14 protein-coding genes are annotated in these 19,772 nt (G+C 41.4%); all 14 read right to left on the bottom strand.

Features of this window, described 5'->3' with window-relative positions; all coding sequences use genetic code 11:
- Nucleotides 1–112: 112 nt before the first annotated feature.
- The 14 genes from adhE to groL all read right to left on the bottom strand — a co-directional run bounded on the left by adhE (nucleotide 113) and on the right by groL (nucleotide 19,717).
- Nucleotides 113–2,737, bottom strand: a complete 2,625-nt coding sequence (gene adhE, locus AYR53_RS07370) for a bifunctional acetaldehyde-CoA/alcohol dehydrogenase (RefSeq protein ID WP_068280888.1) — start codon at nucleotides 2,735–2,737, stop codon at nucleotides 113–115.
- Between the two features lie 775 nt (nucleotides 2,738–3,512).
- Nucleotides 3,513–3,908: a preprotein translocase subunit YajC gene (gene yajC, locus AYR53_RS07365; RefSeq protein WP_068280891.1), complete on the bottom strand. Its 396-nt coding sequence runs from the start codon at nucleotides 3,906–3,908 to the stop codon at nucleotides 3,513–3,515.
- A 79-nt stretch (nucleotides 3,909–3,987) separates the two neighbouring features.
- Nucleotides 3,988–5,130, bottom strand: a complete 1,143-nt coding sequence (tgt, locus tag AYR53_RS07360; protein WP_068223330.1) for a tRNA guanosine(34) transglycosylase Tgt — start codon at nucleotides 5,128–5,130, stop codon at nucleotides 3,988–3,990.
- Nucleotides 5,131–5,642: 512 nt separating this feature from the next.
- Nucleotides 5,643–6,677 carry a tRNA preQ1(34) S-adenosylmethionine ribosyltransferase-isomerase QueA gene (gene queA / locus AYR53_RS07355; RefSeq protein ID WP_068223326.1) on the bottom strand — a complete coding sequence of 345 codons (1,035 nt, stop codon included), beginning with the start codon at nucleotides 6,675–6,677 and terminating at the stop codon, nucleotides 5,643–5,645.
- A 27-nt stretch (nucleotides 6,678–6,704) separates the two neighbouring features.
- Nucleotides 6,705–7,715, bottom strand: coding sequence for a Holliday junction branch migration DNA helicase RuvB (gene ruvB, locus AYR53_RS07350; RefSeq protein WP_068223324.1), 1,011 nt, complete (start codon nucleotides 7,713–7,715; stop codon nucleotides 6,705–6,707).
- Nucleotides 7,716–7,732: 17 nt separating this feature from the next.
- The gene (gene ruvA, locus AYR53_RS07345; RefSeq protein ID WP_068223321.1) at nucleotides 7,733–8,344 is read right to left on the bottom strand and encodes a Holliday junction branch migration protein RuvA; all 612 of its coding nucleotides are present in this window, start codon (nucleotides 8,342–8,344) and stop codon (nucleotides 7,733–7,735) included.
- A 99-nt stretch (nucleotides 8,345–8,443) separates the two neighbouring features.
- Entirely contained in the window at nucleotides 8,444–8,758 is a 315-nt protein-coding gene (locus tag AYR53_RS07340; RefSeq protein WP_068223319.1) for a DMT family transporter, read from the bottom strand.
- Nucleotides 8,755–9,087: a DMT family transporter gene (locus AYR53_RS07335; RefSeq protein ID WP_068223316.1), complete on the bottom strand. Its 333-nt coding sequence runs from the start codon at nucleotides 9,085–9,087 to the stop codon at nucleotides 8,755–8,757. Before AYR53_RS07335 ends, AYR53_RS07340 begins: the two co-directional genes overlap by 4 nt.
- 263 nt (nucleotides 9,088–9,350) lie before the next feature.
- Nucleotides 9,351–11,300, bottom strand: coding sequence for a DNA mismatch repair endonuclease MutL (mutL, locus tag AYR53_RS07330; protein ID WP_068223312.1), 1,950 nt, complete (start codon nucleotides 11,298–11,300; stop codon nucleotides 9,351–9,353).
- A 65-nt stretch (nucleotides 11,301–11,365) separates the two neighbouring features.
- Nucleotides 11,366–14,071, bottom strand: a complete 2,706-nt coding sequence (mutS, locus tag AYR53_RS07325) for a DNA mismatch repair protein MutS (RefSeq protein ID WP_068223308.1) — start codon at nucleotides 14,069–14,071, stop codon at nucleotides 11,366–11,368.
- A gap of 2 nt (nucleotides 14,072–14,073) precedes the next feature.
- Nucleotides 14,074–14,454, bottom strand: coding sequence for a YlbF family regulator (locus AYR53_RS07320; RefSeq protein ID WP_068223305.1), 381 nt, complete (start codon nucleotides 14,452–14,454; stop codon nucleotides 14,074–14,076).
- 13 nt (nucleotides 14,455–14,467) lie between these two features.
- Nucleotides 14,468–15,277 (bottom strand): TIGR00282 family metallophosphoesterase, encoded by an 810-nt coding sequence (locus tag AYR53_RS07315; protein ID WP_068223302.1) that lies wholly within the window; start codon nucleotides 15,275–15,277, stop codon nucleotides 14,468–14,470.
- 95 nt (nucleotides 15,278–15,372) lie between these two features.
- Nucleotides 15,373–17,202, bottom strand: a complete 1,830-nt coding sequence (locus AYR53_RS07310; protein ID WP_068223299.1) for an APC family permease — start codon at nucleotides 17,200–17,202, stop codon at nucleotides 15,373–15,375.
- An 874-nt stretch (nucleotides 17,203–18,076) separates the two neighbouring features.
- On the bottom strand, nucleotides 18,077–19,717 hold the full coding sequence (gene groL / locus AYR53_RS07305; RefSeq protein WP_068280896.1) for a chaperonin GroEL: 1,641 nt from the start codon (nucleotides 19,715–19,717) through the stop codon (nucleotides 18,077–18,079).
- Between the last annotated feature and the right edge of the window lie 55 nt (nucleotides 19,718–19,772).

Here is a 19,772-nt window from a genome sequence, read left to right as displayed (position 1 = left end):
CGTTTATGTTACTACTTTAGCCAAAATAAAAAACGTTCACGTCTAATTGCTTTAACCACCCACCTCCGGGCAGCCTAAGCGCAAAACGTAAACGTTCTTTTTCAATCCCTAATTATTTAACTTCAACACCCTTACCGTCCCACTCACGGATAAGCAGCTCTTTCAATTCTTTAATAAGTGGTTCCCGTGGATTGGCCGTTGTACATTGATCCTCATAGGACAATTCAGCTAATTCATCAACAGTTTTATCAAAGTGATCCTTTTCAACTCGATTATGTTTCAAATCCAGAGTCACATCGACTGAATGTGCTAAGTCAATAAAGTGTTTAACTAAGCTCTCTTTTAATTCTTCATCATTGTTACCCTCAAAGCCCAAGAAGCGAGCAATGTCGGCGTAATCCTTCAAGGCACTAAAGTGATCATATTTTGGCCACATTGCTATCTTAGTTGGTGTCTCAGCATTGTACCGTACCACCTGTGGGTACGTAATCGCAATGGCTAGGCCATGGGGTAAGTTAAATTCACCACCAAGTTTATGCGCAATTGAATGGGTAATTCCCAGAAAGGCGTTGGCAAATGCCATCCCAGCTAGCGTGGAAGCGTCATGCATCTTTTGTCGCGCCACTGGATCACCATCATAGGAAGCCTTCAAGTATTTAAAGGCTAGCTGTAAAGCCTGTAATGACCAGCCACGGGTATAGTCGGAAGCCATGTTAGAAACGTAAGACTCAGTGGCGTGGGTGATAACATCCAGGCCAGTCCACGCAGTCGTACGTTTTGGTACTGTTTCAACAAATTGTGAATCAATAATGGCAACATCTGGCTGCATTGCGTAGTCCGTAATTGGGTACTTAACGTGCGTCTTAGAATCCGTAATAACGGCGTACGGCGTTACTTCCGAACCAGTACCAGAAGTTGTTGGAATCCCAATGTACTTAGCCTTGTTTGGCGTTGGTACGCGGTAAGTTCGTTTACGAATATCCAAGAACTTTTGCTTAGCACCAAAGAAGGAAGATTCTGGATGCTCATACATTAACCACATAAACTTGCCTGCATCCATCGCCGAGCCACCGCCTAAAGAAATGACCGTGTCCGGCTTAAAAGCATCCATCCGGGCAACGCCTTTATTAACCGTGTCCGTAGATGGATTAGGTTCAACGTCTGAAAAGACTTCAACTTCAACGTTATTGCGGCGCTTGCGCAGAACATCTAATACCCGATCCGAGTAACCAAATTTCACCATGCCAGGATCACAAACTAGAAATACTCGGTTGATTCCTTCCATTTGTTCAAGGTAGCGAACCGAATTACGCTCAAAGTAGACCTTCGGTGGTAACTTGATCCACTGCATGTTGTTACGCCGCTTTGCCACTGTTTTGATGTTTAGTAAATCAAAGTCAGTCACGTTATGCGAGATTGAATTCTTACCGTAAGAACCAGTTCCAAGCGTTAGTGAAGGCACCATATTGTTATAGATGTTACCAATCCCACCAACTGCTGATGGTTGGTTGATAAGAATCCGACAAGCTTTCATTTTAAGTGCAAATTTTGTAATTAGATCATCATCAGTCGTGTGTAACCCAGCAGTATGTCCTAACCCACCAAAATCAAGTAATTCCTCGCATAACTTGAAGGCTTCTTCGTGACCGGAGGCTTTGTACATTGACAAAACTGGTGATAACTTTTCCCGTGATAATGGGTACTTTGGCCCAACACCATCAATTTCGGCAATTAAAACTTTAGTGTCTTCTGGAACTTTAATACCCGCCAACTCGGCAATTTGGTAAGCTGACTTTCCAGCAATTGGTCCTTTAACACCGCCACGTTTTTCATCAAACATTGCGTCAGAAAGTGCCTTCTGATCACTCTTTTTAACAAAGTAGCAGTTCCAATACTTGAATTCAGCCTTAACCTCTTCATAAACGTCACTGTCAACAACGGCACTATTTTCAGAAGCACAAACCATCCCGTTATCAAACGTCTTTGAAAGAACAATATCATTTACTGATTGCTTAATGTTGGCCGTCTTTTCAATGTAAGTTGGCCCATTACCAGGACCAACACCCAAAGCAGGCTTACCAGTCGAATAAGCCGCCTTAACCATACTTGGGCCACCAGTTGCTAAAACAGTTGCAACACCATCATGATTCATTAAAGCTCCAGTTGCCTGAATACTTGGTTGGTCAATCCATTGAATACAGTCTTCTGGTGCACCAGCCTCAACGGCCGCGGCACGAATAATTTTTGCCGTTTCAACACAAGATTTTTGGGCCTGTGGATGAAAGCCAAAAATAATTGTGTTCCGCGTTTTAAGCGAAATTAATGATTTAAAAACAACGGTTGACGTTGGGTTTGTTACCGGTGTAACACCAGCAACAACCCCAACTGGTTCTGCAATTTTCATCAATTGTTCTTCATCATTGTCTTCAATAATACCCACTGTTTTATCGTGGCGAATACTATTCCAAATATACTCACTTGCGTACATATTCTTAATTGCTTTATCTTCAACCACGCCACGGTGTGTTTCAGCAACTGCCATTTTGGCTAGTTTCATATGGTTATCCAGTGCCGCAATTGCCATTGCTTCACAAACTTTATCAACTTGCTCTTGCGTAAAGTTTGCCATTTTATCTAAAGCAACGTGGGATTTTTTAACTAGGTTATCGATCATCTTATCAACATCAACAGTTTCTTTCTTTTCTGTTACTCTTGGTGCATTTGTCGGTTTAAGCATATCTCGAATCTCCATTCCAAATTATCATTTTTGTTTGTTATTTATTTCACAAGTAAATAGTACCTCTCTCAATTCTTTTTGTAAAGCTTTTTAATATAGAATTTTTTTGGCTATATTAAGCGCTTTCAACATAACAAAAACAAGTTTTTCATTATGTTTTCCAAAAAAGATGGTTAAAAATATTTGTGAATACTTTCGCAATGAAACATAAAAATTACAAATTAATTGGTGGAAAAAGTTGAAATTTTTAGTGATAATTTCAAAATAGAAGATCTCCTAATTGATATTTTAACACACTACACACATACTTGTCAAGTGAAAAATATAACAATATCATACCTTTGTTGCACCTAAAATGGTCACTTTCCAGTATTCATCTAAGGCACGGCCATTTTAGTGTATTAAACAATTATTGTAATTAAATAATAAGTTCCGGCTATGTTTTCACTCACGGAGACGTATCATCCAACACAGTCTAAATTCATTCCAGCTACGTTTCATTGGAAATTGACCTGAAGATCTTTTAAGCAAATGACCTCCAATCGATTCCAAATTGTCTGGAAAAAGTCTATTTGCCACTTGATTGCCTGAGTGTCTTCACTTTAATCAAATTTTTGAAAGCTAAATTTTCTTGAGGCTGATGCTTGCTTTAGAGATACAAATATCCCGCCATAATTACTAGATAAATTAGGTTAACTCATCTATCAATTATGGCGGGATTTTAGTAGCTCAAAATGCTACCGGAAGGCTTCTTTTTATTTATTACCAGGTCGGCTTACTTAGTTTGGTCGTCCTTTTTAGCTTCGTCTTCGTTATAAGGTACTTCGCTTTTGGCCTCGGCCTCTTCACTAGACGGCTTTGCTTCATCACTAGTTGGTGTAGCTTCTTCAACATTAGTCGGTGTAGACTGATTAACAACACGCCCAATTGCGCGTAGATCAAAGGTCAAATAAACACCTTCAATATCTAATTCGGCCGTTTGTTTTGTATTATCTATTTTGCTGATAACACCATGAAGCCCACCAATCGTAACAACCTCATCGCCTGGCTTCATTGCCGACATCATTTGTTTCTTTTTATCTTGTGACTTCTTTTGGGGCCGAATCATCATAAAGTACATTAAAGCAAACAAAATGACGATCATAATAATTGAACTCATACCGTTATTCATAAATTTAACACCTCATTATATTTTTTCTGAAACTCTATTAATAAGCCTAACAGACTTACTTTCGGACTTCCAGTTAAAACTAAAAATTACGCGCATTTTCTTGGTTAAATCCGTAACTTTCGAAAAATGCTTCCCGAAATTCAAGTAAATTATCATCCATAATTGCCTGCCGTACTTGTTTCATTAAGTGCAACAAGAAGTATAAATTATGGTAACTCGTCAAATGAATTCCAAAGATTTCATTAGCCTTGATCAAATGCCGAATATAAGCCCGGCTGTAATTACGACAAGCATAACATTGACAATTATCATCCAGCGGACCAAAATCATGCGCATACTGAGCATTTTTAACGACTAGCCGACCATGGCTTGTCATAACTGTCCCGTTACGGGCAATTCGCGTTGGTAAGACACAATCAAACATATCAATCCCTCGAATAGCTCCATCAATCAAAGCATCCGCAGAACCAACTCCCATTAAATAGCGCGGTTTATTTTCTGGTAACAGTGGTGCTGTAAAATCTAAAACATGATTCATTTCCGCCTTGGATTCACCAACGGACAAACCGCCAATTGAATAACCGGGAAAATCCAGACTAACTAAATCTTTGGCACTTTGTTCACGCAGATCTTTGAAACCGGCGCCTTGAACAATTCCAAACAGGCCCTGGGTTTCAGGATTACGATGGGCCTTCAATCCTCGTTCGGCCCAACGACTAGTTCGCGCAACCGAATGTTTAACGTATTCGTAACTTTCAAAAAATGGTGGACATTCATCTAAACTCATCATAATGTCCGGGCCAAGATCATTTTCGATTTGCATGGCCTTTTCCGGTGACAAAAACATCGCCGCACCATTGAGGTGGTTCTTAAAATGAACGCCTTCTTCAGTGATGTTCCGTGTGTTCGCAAGGGAAAAAACTTGAAAACCGCCAGAATCAGTTAAGATTCCTTTATCCCAATTCATAAAACGATGCAGGCCGCCCGCCTCTTTGACAATATCCTCACCTGGCCGCAACCATAAGTGATACGTATTCGCCAAAATAATTCCGGCGCCCATCGTGTCCAGCTCTTCAGGGGCCATCGTTTTTACAGAAGCATTAGTTCCAACTGGCATAAACATTGGTGTTTGGAAAGTACCGTGGGGGGTCGTAATTTCACCCAAGCGGGCACCAGTGTGCTTCTCTTTTTTAATCAAGCGATATTTGATCGCTGGTTCCATAATTTTGACTCCTTTATTATTAAATCAATTTAGCAATAAACCTATAACCTAAACGGCCAAAAGGATGCCATTAAATCTTCTTAACTGTCACATTCTATCATTTTAAAACAATTTGGCAAGTAATCAAAAAGTATTTGAAAGCGCTTAAAGATGTGTTAAAATACGATTGACGGGAAGTATTGCTAAAGCCAAGTCCGAACTTTCTCGCTAATTGAACCTAATCAATTGTTGTCAAAATAAATTGTTGTCTTGAACAGTCTCCATTAGCTTGTTACGTTCGTACAGCCGTTTTGATTACTAATGCGTTAGAGTGACATTTTTGTAACACCCCGCATGGTCCTTGATCATGTCTCAAACAAAAAATCTTGGCTGGCGTATTTCCTGTTTTTTTTGTCATTAAATGGCTCAAACCAATTTCATTTACTAAAGAGACCACGGTAAACCCTAAAGTTTACTGTGGTCTCTTTATCATCCGTTAATTAATATTGAAATTTTGCTGTTTTATCTGCTAGCTATTTAATAAACATAGCATCACCGAAACTAAAGAAGCGGTAACGCTCTTCAATTGCGTGAGCATAGGCGTTAAGAATGGTATCCCGTCCCGTAAAAGCAGCCACCAACATCACTAGCGTTGATTTTGGCAAATGGAAGTTGGTAATGAAGGCATCGACAACCTGCCACTTGTAACCAGGTTTAATAAAAATATCGGTCCAACCAGAATCGGCCTTAATTGCACCATTAAACTTTGTTCCAATCGTTTCTAGCGTCCGAATTGACGTTGTCCCCGTAGCAACAATCCGACCACCATTTTGTCGAACCTCATTTAATTCAGCAGCCGCTTTCGGTGTCAGGCGGTAAAATTCGCTGTGCATTTTATGGTCGTCAATATTCTCCTCATCAACTGGCCGAAACGTACCAAGACCAACGTGCAAAGTCAAATAAATTAACTTAACACCCTTATCCTGAACCTGTTTAAGCAGATCCTTAGTCCAGTGTAATCCGGCAGTTGGTGCAGCAGCCGAGCCGTTTTCCTTGGCGTAAACGGTTTGATACATCTCAGGATCATCTAATTTTTCTTTGATGTACGGTGGCAATGGTGTTTCACCTAATTGCTCGAGAATTTCCATAAAGATGCCAGCATAGTGAAATTCAATCATCCGGCCACCGTGTTCCAATTCCTTCGTGACTGTTGCTTTTAATTGGCCATCGCCAAAGACAATCTCCGTCCCAACTTTGGCCCGTTTAGCTGGCTTCATCAGCGTTTCCCAGTTATCACCGTCTGTATTGTTTAACAATAACACTTCCATGTGCCCACCAGTATCCGGTTTGACCCCGTATAACCGAGCGGGCATTACGCGGGTATCATTCATTACAACAGCATCCCCGGCGTGTAATTCATCAAGAATGTCATAGAAATGTTTATCAGCCATTTCACCAGTTTTATGATCTAAAACTAGTAAGCGTGAAGCATCCCGCTCTTTTAATGGTGTCTGGGCAATAAGTTCGTGGGGCAAATTATAATCAAAATCTTCAAGTGTTAATCCCATCATTCTACTTCCTTTACATCAGTCAGCTTATTTTTTTGGTTCAAATTTAATTCCTAAATGTGCGTATGCTTGCGGCGTCACAACCCGGCCACGTTGCGTTCGTTTCAGGAAACCTATCTGCAATAAGTACGGTTCGTACATCTCTTCGATCGTTTCCGTCTCTTCACCAACGTTGGCGGCAATTGTACCTAACCCAACTGGCCCGCCATCGTAATAATTGATCATCGTCAGTAATAATTTTTGATCAACGTAGTCTAACCCGCGATCATCAACTTGCAGCAACTTGAGTGCCTTAGCAACAATTAACTGATCAATTGATTTTTGATCGGCCACCTGCGCAAAGTCACGAATCCGCTTTAACAATCGGTTGGCCACCCGAGGCGTCCCCCGCGAACGACGGGCAATCTCATGGGCGCCTTCTAACGCAATCTTGGTATCAAAAATATCGGCCGATCGTTCCACAATATCAGTCAAATCAGCCTCTTTATAATACGCCATATGTTCAACAATGCCAAATCGATCCCGTAACGGTGCTGATAGCAAGCCTGCCCGCGTAGTTGCACCAATCAAAGTAAATGGCGGCAACGGAAAATGAACCGGATGGGCCGTTGGACCTTGGCCGATAACAATATCAACAAAAAAGTCTTCCATTGCTGAATAGAGCATTTCTTCAACAATTTTTGGTAAACGGTGGATTTCATCAATAAATAAAATATCTCCAGGTTGTAACTCATTTAGAATTGCTACTAAATCCCCTGGTTTCTCAATTGCTGGGCCACTAGTTGTTCGAATATTAACCTGCATTTCATGAGCAATTACCATTGCCAAAGTGGTTTTGCCTAAACCCGGCGGTCCGTACAGCAAAACGTGGTCTAACGCCTCTTCACGCTTTTTGGCCGCTGCAATATACACTTGTAACTCACTTTTAACCTTATCTTGGCCGATGTACTGACTTAGATACTGAGGGCGTAATGATTTTTCAAGACTTTCTTCGCCATTATCTTCTGTTTCCGGTGAAATCACGCGTTTATCTGCCATCGAAACCCTCCTTTACCTTAACCTTTCATCAATAACCGTAAGGCCTCACTTAAATAAGCGTCAGTACTGTCCGCACTAAACGTTTTTAGCGGCTTAGTGATTGCCTTAACTTCACGTTCTTTATAACCTAATGCCAATAAAGCCGCCAATGTTTCCTTTAAATACGGACTAAGCGTTTCATCCATGACCGGCATACTTTGCTGGCCTGGGATAGTTTCTGGACTAGTTAAATCCGTCAGCTTACCCTTTAAATCTAAAACAATTTGCTGGGCCGTTTTTTTACCGACACCAGGAAACTTAGTTAAATAACCCACGTCATCAGTTTTAATTGCGTTGATCAAACCTGCGTGATCGTTATTTGCTAAAATAGCCAGCGCTGATTTTGGTCCAATACCAGAGACTTTAATCAACTTTTCAAATAGTAATTTTTCGTCTTGATTACTGAAACCAAATAAAGTGATATCTGTATCACGAATGGCCTGGTAAACGTAAATTTTTTGTTGTTTTTCCTTTGAAACTTCAAAACGAAATGGATTGGCTAATTGAAGCTTATAGCCCACTCCGTTAACTTCAAGCACAATATAAAAAGGGCTTACGTACGTGACGTAGCCAACGAAATAATCATACATAACCACAATTCCTTACTTTTTAAAATGAGTACATATGTTTGCCTGATAGCATTGTACCACACCTGACTCAATTTTTACCGGCTTATCCGTGATTTCATTTTAGCCAACCATCTTTAGACCAATAACACCAACTAAAATGCAGCTAACAAAGAAAAATTTGGCGGGTGAACTTTTTTCGTGCAGTCTAAAAATTCCGTAAAGTACACTACTTATCGCGCCAATCCCAGTCCACACTGCGTAGGCCACACTTAAAGGAATTGTTTTCGTTGCTTGACTCAATAAAAGCATGCTAAGGGCAACACTGAGTACCGAGAGTAACCGATAATACCAGCCGCCGGTAACCATGGCTTGCTGCAACCAGGCAATAAAACCTAATTCACAAAAACCGGCAATAATTAACATCAACCAACTCATGGACGTTCTCCCTTCCCGTTACTAAGTTCCAAACCAATAATTCCAAGCAGTAAAATACCCAGCGCCAACAACTTACCAACCGATACTGGTTCACCAAGAATTGCCATCCCAACTAGCGAGGTTCCAGCCGTACCGATTCCCGTAAAAACGGCGTAGGTGACACCAACACCAAATGCTCGTAACGCAAAATTAAGAAAATAAAAACTACAAACCAGCAGAAATACAGTTAACAAAGTAGGACCTAATTGCGTAAAACCATGGCTGGCTTCCAAACTAGTCGCCCAACCAACCTCTAACAAACCAGCAATTAATAAAGAAATATAGGCCATTTTTATCCCTCCAAATTCAGCGTCGTCTTTTAACAAAATAAAAAACGACCGAAGAATGCATGGCACATTCTTCGGCCGAAATTCTTGTCTGTACTTGATTAATTTAGACTCAGTTTAACAAACTAAAGCGCCATTTGGGCAATTGTTAGAACTATTTTACAATCTGCTCAGCAAACTCTTACAACTGAGAGTGGTGTCAAAAAAGCACCTAAATTCCACTTTGTAAACGAAAAACGCGAAATACCTAATTTGATTGCTGTTAACTAAGCTTCACCACGCGCGCTTTCATGACTATCTTGAATTCGCTTAAACATTTTTTCTAAATCATTTCCCGAGAAGTGAACTAGCACTGGCCGGCCATGTGGACAATTAAAGGGATTTTCACACTGTGGTAAGCGGTGCAAAAGCGCCCGTGCCTGCTTGTCATCCAAATGATGATTGGCCTTAATTGCACGCTTACAACTCATCATAATCGCTGTTTTTTCGCGAAATGCTGCAACATCGATTTTATTATCTTCTAGAACATAATCAATCATTTCTTTAGCGGTATCCTCTTCTTGCCCAGCCTTAAACCAGGTTGGGTGGCTCCGCAAAATGAAACTATTTTGTCCAAAAGACTCTAAATTGATACCAACTTGCTTTAATATCGGTGCCCGATCTCGAATTCGAATAGCATCACTGGTCGGATAATCCAAAACGAGCGGTACAAGTAAACTTTGTAGGTCTTGCGTGACTCTTCCAATTTCTTTACGGTAAAATTCGTAATTTACTCGTTCTTGGGCCGCATGTTGATCTAAAATATAGAAACCATCTTCACCTTGGGCAAATAAGTAGGTGCCGTGCATTTGGCCAATATAGTCCAAATGGGGAAAACGCGGTTGCTGCCCTTGTTTTGGCTGTTCTACAGCTATTGTGGCCGCTTTAGGTTCAGTCCCAAAGGCAGCACCAACCTGCTCACTTTGATAGCGTGCATCAAAATCGGCCAGTCGCTGGGGATCTTCAAAAATGGGTTGATTGGCATTGGCCGCCGGTTTTGCGCCGGCGCTTTTTTTAGCGGCCACGGTTGGTGCTGACTCAGCAATTTGATCAGCCACTGCCGAACTTTGAGCAGCAAGTTCTGTTGGTGCTTGCTGCCACTGCGTACTGGCCGCATTTAAATCAATTTGTAGTTGATCAGTATTTACTGGATCCTTCCGGCGTAAGTTGCGATTTGCGTCTGGAATTAAGTTTTCCTGACTCAACCGAGCATAGATTGTTTTTTGAATCAGCTGTGAAAGCTCATCCTCTTTGCTCAAACGTACTTCCTGCTTGGCTGGATGAACGTTAACATCGACTAATATCGGGTCCATTTTAATCGCCAGCACAACAATTGGATACCGACCTACCATTAATTTCGACCCGTAACCAGCGATGATCGCCTTGTTCAACTGATAATTTTTGATGTACCGACCATTAATTAAAACGGTCAAATAACGCCGTGAAGATCGGGTTAATTCAGGCAGTGATACAAAACCAGTCAATTGAAAATCGAGATCCTTTGCGGAAATTTCTAGCATCTTACGTGCATTCCCGACACCATAAATTCCGGCAATCGTTCGTTGTAATCCACCACTTCCACTTGTTTTTAAAATGACGTTGCCTTCATGAATTAACGAAAAAGCAACTTGGGGGTGGCTTAATGCTAAGCGGTTAACAATATCACCAATATTAGCAAGTTCGGTTTGTGGTGACTTAACGTATTTTAACCGGGCCGGTGTATTAAAGAAGAGGTCCTTAACACTAACTGTTGTCCCTTGCCGCACGGCACTATGTTTTTGCTCAATTAACTTACCCCCACGATAATGAACGTACTCCCCAATCTCCGCGCCAGTCGAGCTTTCCAGTGTCATGTCAGAAACCGAGGCAATACTTGGTAAGGCCTCACCACGAAAACCTAATGAGCGAACCTTAAACAAATCTTCCCGCGACGTAATTTTACTGGTGGCATGGCGCTTAAACGCCGTGGTAACCTCAGCGGCCGGAATGCCGGCCCCATTATCAATGACCTGAATTCGCCGTAGCCCAGCCTCTTCAACGATAATATCAATTTGATTACCACCGGCATCTAAAGCGTTTTCCACTAATTCCTTAACAACAGATGCTGGCCGTTCAATTACTTCACCAGCCGCAATTTGGTTGGTTAAGACTTCCGCCAATTCCTGAATTTTGGCCATGATCCTACCTCCTCAGTTACTTAATGACCATTTTGCATTACCACGCAAAACCTTAATTTATGCACCTAATCTTTTAATTTCTGCTGCCACTTGTAAAGCGTGTTCATGACGTCCATTGGTGTCATGCCCATTAAATTGAGTTCCTTTAAATCAGTTAGAACTTTGCCTTCTGCTTTGGACACGTTGTTCTCTTGGTAATTAAACAAAGCCAATTGTTCATCAACTTCGGCTGACTGCTTTTCGGTCTCCTTAGAAGTTACGGCACTACCCGGCTTTTGTTCAGCGTTAACTTCCTTAACCGCTGAAGGAACGGCCGCCGCAGAACTAACAGGCTGATCAGTTCCTGCAGCCGCAGTATCAGTTTGTTCACCGCTGGGTAACACCGTTGGCTGCTTTTCCAGCTTAGTTAAAATAGTTGTCGCCCGTTTTAGTAGGCTATCAGGTAACCCCGCTAGCTTGGCGACGTGAATCCCGTAAGACTTATCCGCCGCGCCAGGCAACATTTTATGCAAGAAAACGAGCGTTCCATTTTCTTCAACGGCACCAACGTGAACATTCTTTAAACCAGGTAAACGTGATTCTAAGGCAGTCAATTCATGATAATGCGTCGAAAATAATGTTTTAGCATGAACGTGATCGTGCAGATATTCGATAATTGCCTGGGCTAAAGCCATCCCATCATAAGTTGCCGTTCCCCGGCCAATTTCGTCAAATAAAACCAGGCTATTTTGCGTTGCGTGGGCCAAAGCCTCATTTGATTCCATCATTTCCACCATAAAAGTACTTTGCCCTGAAATTAAATCATCAGCCGCCCCAATTCGCGTAAAAATCTGGTCAAAAATCGGCAACGTTGCCTTGGTTGCTGGAACAAAACACCCCATTTGCGCCATGATAACGATCAAGGCCAATTGTCGCATATAAGTACTTTTACCTGACATATTTGGCCCGGTAATTAATAAAATAGCGTTATCCGGCGTCATTGTCACGTCATTAGGAATATATTTTTGTTCGCCCAATACCTTTTCAACAACTGGGTGCCGCCCAGCGACAATTTTCAAGTCATGTTGTTGTTTAGTTAATGTCGGCCGCACATAATGGTAGTTTTCGCTGGTCACGGCAAAGCTTTGTAAAACGTCTAATTCGGCAACACCCTTTGCTAACTGCTGTAGCCGGTGGATTTGTGCCTTAACCTTCTCGCGAACTTCAGTAAATAAATCATATTCCAACGCCGTTGATTTTTCTTGCGCCTCCAAAATCAGTGTTTCCTTTTCCTTTAACTCCGGTGTGCTAAATCGTTCGGCATTAGTCAACGTCTGCTTACGTTCGTAACGACCTTCTGGTAAGGTGGCCAAATTGGCCTTGGTAACTTCAATGTAATAACCAAAAATGCGGTTAAAGCCAATTTTAAGGTTATGGATGCCGGTCGTTTTTCGCTCTTTGGCCTGCAATTCGGCAATCCACTGTTTACCATTTTTCATTGCGTCACGATAATCATCTAATTGCTGATTATAGCCGGACTTAATTAAGTTACCATCCTTCGTTGAAACCGGCGGATCATCGTTAATGGCCAGGTCGATTAAATCCGTTACGTCACTAACTGGATCCAAGTGATCAATCACATCATCAAACGTGCCATCATTGATAGTCGCCAAAATATCCTTCACTTTTGGAATTTGCAGTAATGATGTTTTTAACTGGATTAAATCACGCCCGTTAACATTCCCAAAGGCCACTCGCCCAGCTAAACGTTCTAAATCATAAACCTTAGTTAATTCTTCTTGTAAACTAGAACGTTCAAAAAAATGATCCAGCAAACTAGCTACTTTGTTTTGGCGGCGGGTAATCGCAGCGTAATTAATTAACGGCCGATCAAGCCACTGCTTTAATAAACGACCACCCATCGCCGTTTTAGTACTATCCAATAACCACAATAACGTCCCGTTGCGGTTCTCGTTACGCATTGAAGTTACTAATTCTAAATTGCGCTTGGCGTAGTGATCCATCTTGAGAAAATGTGACGGCTCATATTCTTCCGCCGCCTGTAAATGGGCCAACGTTCGCTTTTGCGTCACCGTCAAATACATCAATAATTGTTCTACAACTTTAACTTCCGTCATATCCGTTAAATTTTGCGTCACAAATGCTAATTCAGCGTGCGGCGTAATTTTATCCTGATAGGAAATTAGAATTCCTAGTTTAGTTAGATCAGCCAAAAGTTTGGGACTAACTTCATGGTTGGCCACAATTTCTTTCGTGCGCAAACTCATTGTTTCGTTGACAACATCTTCTTCGCCAACTAAGAGGCTAACTTTGAGTTCACCAGTGGACAGATCAGTGTAGGCAAAACCATAGTGATCCTTTTTGGCCTCAATTAAGGCCGTTAAATAATTATTTGACTTGGCCGTGGCTGCCTTTTGATCCATATTAGTTCCTGGCGTAACCAACTGAATAACTTCACGTTTGACCATGCCGACTGCTTTTCTAGGATCTTCCGTCTGTTCACAAATTGCGACTTTATAACCTTTATCCACCAAAATATCAACGTAATTTTGGGCAGCATGGTGGGGCACACCACACATTGGAATCGGATCAGCGGCACTTTTATTTCGCGCCGTTAAAGTTAGTTCTAAAAGTTGTGCCCCTTTAATCGCATCGTCATTGAACAATTCGTAGAAATCACCAATTCGATAAAATAAAAAGGCATCTGGATAATCCTTTTTAATGGCATTATATTGTTCCATCATTGGTGTCTCTTTTGTTTTCTGTGGCACGATTAATGCCCTTCTTTCTCTGTTAAATCTGAAACTGCTTTCTGCAGATGATCCGTAATAAAACGTAACGTCTCATCTGCTTCAAATAAAGCATCCCGATAGGCCTTGGTTAAGGGATGTTGGTCCAACTCCTGCTTTAATTGATCCGCCTCTTGCTTTGCTTTTGCAGCAGCCTGGGGCTTATCATAATGGGCATCGTTAACAATGTTCTTCTGCGCTATTTCTAATTGCTGCTGCAGCTTTCGCAATTTTTCATTTTGGTTGACCTGTTTAGCAACAAATTGATAATTTTTAATTGTTTCTTCTTGCTGAATTAAGTGTGTTAAACGCACTAAAGCTTGACGGGTTTTATCATCCATCAAGCTTTTGTCGGTTAAGTTCATAACGTTCACCTCATTATTGTTCAAAACCAAACGGGTGATCTGCATTAATCAAAACTGGTTCAATATGTTTTGCCCTACCAGTTGTATCATCAATTTCAATAAAGCATCCCGATAAAATACCGCGACCATCTTCCTTAACCTCATACCGGGTTGGCATCTGGGTTAAAAAGCGTTCGATACTCTTTGCGGGTTTAACGCCTAAAATAGCATCGTAGGCCCCGGTCATCCCAGCATCAGTCAAATAGGCCGTCCCATTTGGCAAGATCCGTGCATCATTGGTTTGAACGTGAGTATGCGTTCCAACTAACGCGGATATTTGACCATCTAGATACCACGCCAAGGCCTCTTTTTCAGCCGTTGTCTCCGCGTGAAAATCAATAAACACTAGATCTGTTTGCTGGTGAATCTCTTTTAATAATCGATCAGCCTTATGAAATGGATTAGCCAACGATTGCCCCATTAACGCGTTACCCTGCAAATTAATCACAGCTAGTTTAAGCTGATTAACTTGTACGTAGACGAAGCCTAACCCTGGCGTCGTTTCTTCAGGGAAATTAGCCGGTCGCACCATTTTTTTGGCACTGTCAATAAAGTCAAAAATATCGCGGTTATCCCAAACATGATTACCCATGGTGACAACGTCCGCACCGGCCTGTAAAAAGCCTTTGTAGATTTTCTCCGTAATCCCGCGACCGCCAGCAGCATTTTCACCATTGACAATCGTCACTTGTGGCCGAAATTTCGTTTTTAGTTGTGGTAAGTAATCTTTGATCATGTCCCGACCGCGCGATCCCATAACATCCCCAACAAATAATATCCGCATCTTACTCCTCTTTTCCAATCAACATACAATCATTGTACCATTTTTAATTTACCAGAAAGCTAAAGCACCCTTTTTAGTCGATTCTAAGCAAAACATTAGCGTTTTAGATGATAACTATAGGTTGCGACGACAATGTCTTCCCGGGAGGCCAGTGCGGCCCGCAAACGGAAGCTTGTCTGGTTATGCAAAATATTCTGCCAGGGTTTCTTCGGCATGAATTGTGGTACTAAAATTGTAATTGTGTAATTACGGTTCCGGGCGTTCTTACTAATAATTTCCGCAAAACGCAGTACTGGCCGTGAAACCGAACGGTAAGACGAATGAATATCAACGAAACGAATGTCCGGAAAATCTTTTTTGAATTCAGATTCTGTCTCGTGTTCCTTAGCCGGATTTTCGTCCATTGAAACGTGCATGGCAATGACATAATCACCAATTGAACGCGCATAATTAAGCGCCCCCACCGTTACTTGAGTCACATTGCTTACCAATACAATCACTGTGCTACCAGCGTAGTCATGAAATTTAACCTGTTCCACCAACCGGAGTTGCGCGGCAACTTTATGATAATGATCATGAATTTTATAAAAAACCAACAACACAATTGGCATAATAATAAAGTATGGCCAAACATCGCCTAGGTGATACATCAATAGAAAAATAAAGATTGAAAATGAAATTAAGGCACCAACAAAATTGGCCAGTGAGCGCCCAATCCAACCCTTTGAACGTTCGTGCCACCATTTACGAATCATCCCTGTTTGACTCAACGTAAATGGTACGAAAACGCCGGTTGCGTAGAGTGGAATCAAACGTTCCGTACTCCCATTGAAAATAAAGATTAAAACAATTGAACCTAACGCCAACGTTAAAATACCATTTGAATAGCCTAAACGATCCCCCCGATCCATATACATGTGGGGCATAAATTTATCCTTAGCTAAATTATAGGCCAAAATTGGAAAGGCGGAAAAGCCTGTATTGGCCGCCAACGCCAAAATTAAGGCCGTCGAGAACTGTAAAATGTAGAACATGACACTGCCATGACCAAAGATTGCGGCCCCAACCTGCGATAAAATCGTCACTTTTAATTTGGGGGTAATCCCTAAATACCAGTTTAAATAGGTTACTCCGGCAAAGAAGAAACCTAAAATAATACCCATAATTGCCAGCGTTGCAGCAGCGTTTTTGGCCTTAGGCTTTTTGAAAAACGGAACCGCATTTGAAATAGCCTCAACCCCAGTCAAGGATGACGAACCTGAAGAAAAGGCCCGCAAAATCAGGCCAACAGTGATCCCAGGTACTGCGGCACCAACTAATGATGTTGCGTGAAAGGCCAAACTACCAGTGGAAATCTTGGCCAAGCCAGTAAGAATCATAATGGTAATGACGACCACAAATAAATATACTGGGATCATTAACAGTGACGCTGAATCACGCAGTCCCCGTAAATTCATCGCTGTAATTAACACCACAATAATAATTGCAATTCCCACTTGATTACCATAGAGCGCCGGCACCGCCGAGATAATGGCCTCTGTCCCAGCAGAAACGGAAACAGCCACGGTTAACATATAATCAACTAACAGTGAGCCTCCGGCAATCAGGCCGGGATAAGTTCCTAAATTTTCACTAGAAACAATGTAGGCGCCCCCGCCTTGTGGATAAGCATGAATAATTTGCCGATAAGATAAAATGAGTGACGTTAATAAGATCAGTACAAAGGCCGCAATCGGTAAAGAATACCAAATTGCTGCTGCCGAAAGTGTGATTAAAACTGTCACAATCTGTTCGGTTCCGTAAGCAACTGATGATAACGCGTCAGAAGACAATAGTGCCAACGCCTTAACCTTACTCAGCTGTTGTCCCCCTTCATCGGACGACTTTAATGGTTTACCGATGAAGAATCGTTTGATATGTTGCATGACTTTTAGCTCTCCCTTTTATAAATCAAATGCTTATTCTCCGAGCGGCACAGACGCATCCCAACTCGTAAAACAACTTGCTACACTGTCGTTATTCCCTAAACAAAAAAACAAGGCATAGCGTTCAGCCTAGGAAAGTGTTTGAAAAAGCGCAGGAACCTAGTCTTTTCAAACACATTTACACTGAATTAGTCGGGGAAACACTACTTAAAGTAATTTCCAAACATGACTCAGACCAGCTCTGCCTGTCCTACCAGTTTCCAATAGCCGTATAAGCAGCATAAACGGCATTTATAGTTACATTTAGGTTAATTTACTAATGATAAACAAGAATTATTGTACGCTTATCAATCTCCGTATTCTAGCCCGAATTTTGTTTAAATTTACAAATTGAATCAACACGCACAACGTAGCTAAATTAATGGTAAAAATTGCGCGTCGTAACCTAATAATTTCTAGGTTCTAATTCATAATACCAGTTAATTCATTAAAGTATATCCCCCAGCGAATTTTGTTTAATTTTTCCTAGTGATTTAGACATTTTACGCTAGGCAGTAGCACCCAAAACAGCGCAAAAGTCAATTCTGTCATTATTACCTTTAATCAGCTCAGAACGTAATCAACGTTTAGAATATTCCAAAACAAAGAGGCCACTGACTTTTTAGTCAGCGGCCTCTTACTATTTCCGATCATTACCTAATGCGTAATGGTAGAACCAAGGTTTTCATCAGTTTATTCAGATTGGCGTTTAACCATTAATTGAATAATTTAGCTGCGATTACTTGTAGTTCGTGGTCTATTCTATAAAACTAGACCCATATTAGTTATGAACCAAGTCGTGCTTAAAAATGGCTTCCTAAGTTGGCAGATCAGGCTACATCATGCCGCCCATACCACCAGGCATACCACCACCGGCACCAGCAGCGCCTGCATCAGGTGCCTTTGGTTCTGGCTTATCAGCAACAACTGCTTCGGTTGTTAATAGTAATGATGATACAGAAGCAGCATTTTGAAGAGCCGAACGAGTTACCTTTGTTGGGTCGATAATCCCAGCATCGATCATATTCTCCCAGTTGCCATTAGCGGCATTGTAACCAACTTCTGGATCTTGTTGCTTCAGGTGTTCAACGATAACTGAGCCTTCAACACCAGCATTTTCAGCAATTTGCCGAACAGGTTCTTCTAGGGCACGAAGAACAATATTAATACCAGTTTGAACATCACCTTCGGCTTTTAAGCTAGATACGGCCTTAATAACGTTAACCAAAGCAGTACCACCACCGGCAACGTAGCCTTCTTCAACGGCGGCACGTGTGGCGTTTAAAGCATCTTCAATCCGATATTTTTGTTCTTTTAATTCAGTTTCAGTTGCGGCACCAACCCGAACAACTGCAACACCGCCAGCTAATTTAGCTAAGCGTTCTTGTAATTTTTCACGATCAAAATCTGAGGTTGTGTCAGCAATCTGTGTTTTAATTTCAGCAACACGTTGTGCTAAGGCATCTTTGTCGCCAGCACCCTCAACAAGTGTTGTATTGTCTTTAGTAACCGTAACCTTACCAGCTTGGCCTAATTGATCGATGGTTGTATCTTTCAATTCAAGTCCAAGATCTGATGTGATTAAAGTAGCACCAGTTAAAGTAGCAATATCTTCAAGTTGAGCCTTACGCCGATCACCAAAACCAGGTGCCTTAACGGCTACAACATTGAACGTACCACGAATCTTGTTCAAAACAAGTGTTGGTAATGCTTCGCCATCAACGTCGTCAGCAATAATCAATAAAGCCTTGCCTTGTTCAACAATCTTTTGTAATAATGGTAAGATTTCTTGAATGTTAGAAACTTTCTTATCAGTGACTAAGATGTATGGATTATCAAGGTCAGCTTCCATTTTATCGTTGTCGGTAACCATGTACTGTGATAAGTAGCCACGGTCAAACTGCATTCCTTCAACAACGTCTAAGGAAGTATCGATCCCTTTTGATTCTTCAATTGTGATAACACCATCATTACCGACTTTTTCCATAGCGTCAGCGATTAATTTACCAACGGTTTTACTTGATGAAGAAACAGAAGCAATCTGTGCAATATCATTTTTACCGTCAACTTTATGGGAAATCTTGTGTAATTCCTTAACGGCAGCGGTGGTTGCTTTTTCAATCCCATCACGAATGCCAACTGGGTTAGCACCGGCAGTGACGTTCTTCATACCTTCACGAACGATTGATTGCGTCAAAACGGTTGCGGTGGTTGTACCATCACCAGCGTTATCGTTAGTCTTTGAAGCAACTTCGGAAACTAACTTAGCACCCATATTTTCAAAATGATCTTCTAATTCGATGTCCTTTGCAATCGTAACCCCATCGTTAGTGATTGTAGGTGAACCATATGATTTTTCCAAAACAACGTTCCGGCCTTTTGGTCCAAGAGTTGTTTTAACGGTATCTGCTAACTTATCAACGCCACGAAGCATTGCTGAACGAGCGTCTTCTGAGAATTTTAATTCTTTAGCCATTTTAATTTTCACCTCATAAATGAATTTAGTGTGAACTTACAATCTGTTTTTGTTA

Origin of the sequence: Loigolactobacillus backii (assembly GCF_001663675.1) — a bacterium.
GTDB lineage: Bacteria > Bacillota > Bacilli > Lactobacillales > Lactobacillaceae > Loigolactobacillus > Loigolactobacillus backii.
The sequence above is the reverse complement of the archived record's forward strand: the minus strand, read 5'-3'. Positions and strand labels throughout refer to the sequence as shown.